This is a genomic window from Roseomonas sp. CECT 9278, from assembly GCF_918698155.1.
In the GTDB taxonomy this organism is placed as follows: Bacteria; Pseudomonadota; Alphaproteobacteria; order Acetobacterales; family Acetobacteraceae; genus Neoroseomonas.
In genome coordinates this window covers 1-1,955 of the sequence record NZ_CAKKLX010000109.1, presented here as the reverse complement: position 1 = coordinate 1,955, position 1,955 = coordinate 1, and the positions used below count along the sequence as shown (strand labels likewise).

Below are 1,955 nucleotides of genomic sequence, written 5' to 3'. Positions count from 1 at the left end.
CCCCTGCGCCAGCCCCCGCGCCGGCGCCGGTCAGTGCCGCGCGCCCGGCCCCCGCGCCGGCCGCGCCGCAAGCCATCCCGGTCAGCGCGCCGGACCCCGCCACCGCCGCCGAGCGCGCGCTGCTGGAACAACTGCGCGCGCGGCGCACCGAGATCGAGGCCCGCGAGCAGGCGGTGGTCGCGCAGGAAATCGTGCTGCAGGCGACCGAGCGCCGCCTGGCGCGCCGCGTCGAGGAACTGGCGGCGCTGCAGCAGCGCCTGGAGGCGCTCGACCGCGCCCGCACCGACCGCGAGGAGGCCGGCTGGCGCGGCCTGGTGCGCACCTACGAGGCGATGCGCCCGCGCGACGCCGCGGCGATCTTCAACGACCTCGAGATGCCGGTGCTGGTCGAGATCATCGACCGCATGGGCGAACGCAAGGCCGCACCCGTGATCGGCGCCATGCGTGCCGAGCAGGCGCGGCTGGTGACGGCGGAACTGGTGCGCCACCGCGCGCGGCGTACCGCGGCGAATTGACCCACAGCACAGGAGGCACAGGGGCCGATGGACAAAAACATGAACGTTCTCATCGTGGACGACTATCGCACGATGCTGCGCATCATCCGCAACCTGTTGAAGCAGCTCGACTTCAACAATGTCGATGAGGCGACCGACGGGCAGGAGGCGCTGGCCAAGCTGCGCGCGGGCAATTTCGGGCTGGTGATCAGCGACTGGAACATGGCGCCGATGACGGGGCTCGACCTGCTGAAGGAAGTGCGGGCCGATGCGCGGCTGAAGAACATGCCCTTCATCATGATCACCGCCGAGAGCAAGACCGAGAACGTGGTCGCGGCCAAGCAGGCGGGCGTGTCGAACTACATCGTGAAGCCGTTCAACGCCGAGACGCTGAAGGAGAAGATCGAGAAGGTGATGGTCCATGCCTGACGGCAGCGCCCCCGACGACCGGATCGAGGCGGCGGTGCGCGCCGTGCTCGGCACCATGTCCGGCGACCTGACCGCCAAGGAGGCGACGCTGCTCGCCGAGCTGGAGGGCTTGGGCCGCACCATTGCGCGCGCCAAGGCCGAGATCGCCGCGCTGTCGGTGGACGACATCACCGGCGCGCACATCCCCTCGGCCACCGATGAGCTGGACGCCATCGTCGGCCACACCGCGCAGGCGACCAACGAGATCCTCGACTGCTGCGAGGTGCTCGAACGCCTGCAGGCGGACGTGCCCGAGGCCGCTGCGACCGCGCTGCAGGGCGCGGTGACCCGCATCTACGAGGCATGCTCCTTCCAGGACATCACCGGCCAGCGCATCGGCAAGGTGGTGAACGCGCTGAAGGCGATCGAATCGCGCGTCGAGGCGGCGGTGGCCAATGCCGCCGGCCGCGCGGCGCCGGCGCCCGAGCCGCCCGCGGCGGCGCGCACCGAGGGGCAGGAACTCGCGAATGGCCCGCAGCTTCCGGGCGGAGGCACCTCGCAGGCCGAGATCGACCGGCTGCTCGCGAGCTTCGACTGATGCTGCGCGTCGCGGCGGTGCTGCTGGTGCTGTTCGGCGCGCCGCTGGCCGCGCAGGAGGTGCCGCGCGTGCCGCTGCGCGCCGGCAGCCATGCCGATCACGGCCGGCTGGTCTTCGACTGGCCGTCGCGCGTGGGCTACACGGCGGACGCGCAGGACGGGCAGGTGGTGCTGCGCTTCGACGCGCCGGCATCGATCGACCTGGCCGCCGCGCGCCGCCCGCCGCGCAACGTGCTGGCGGTCGACCAGGCGGATGGCGCGGTGGTCGTGCGCCTGGCGCCCGGCGCGCGGACACGTCACTTCCGCCTGGGCAACCGCATCGTGCTCGACGTGATGGACGGCGGCGCGGAGGAGGCGTCGCCACGCGCTGCGGCGCCGCCCGCCGCGCCACGGCGCGCGGCCGCCGATGCCAGCGAGGACGCGCCGCCCCGCACCGCGCCGCCGACCGCGCAGCAA

Annotated in this window: 3 protein-coding genes and 1 pseudogene; all 4 read left to right on the top strand. The window is 73.0% G+C overall.

The genetic code is table 11. The annotated features are described in order from the left end of the window. Positions 1–515, top strand: a 515-nt coding sequence (locus LQ222_RS26155; RefSeq protein WP_374202196.1) for a MotE family protein, incomplete at its 5' end; no start/stop codon positions are given. Between the two features lie 27 nt (positions 516–542). Beyond that, positions 543–923 (top strand): chemotaxis response regulator CheY, encoded by a 381-nt coding sequence (locus tag LQ222_RS26150; RefSeq protein WP_230169804.1) that lies wholly within the window; start codon positions 543–545, stop codon positions 921–923. Next, positions 916–1,500, top strand: a complete 585-nt coding sequence (locus LQ222_RS26145) for a protein phosphatase CheZ (RefSeq protein WP_230169803.1) — start codon at positions 916–918, stop codon at positions 1,498–1,500. The genes LQ222_RS26150 and LQ222_RS26145 overlap by 8 nt, the downstream gene beginning before the upstream one ends. Beyond that, positions 1,500–1,955: pseudogene (locus tag LQ222_RS26140) on the top strand (hypothetical protein); the annotation flags it as partial. The gene LQ222_RS26145 and the pseudogene LQ222_RS26140, both read left to right, overlap by 1 nt.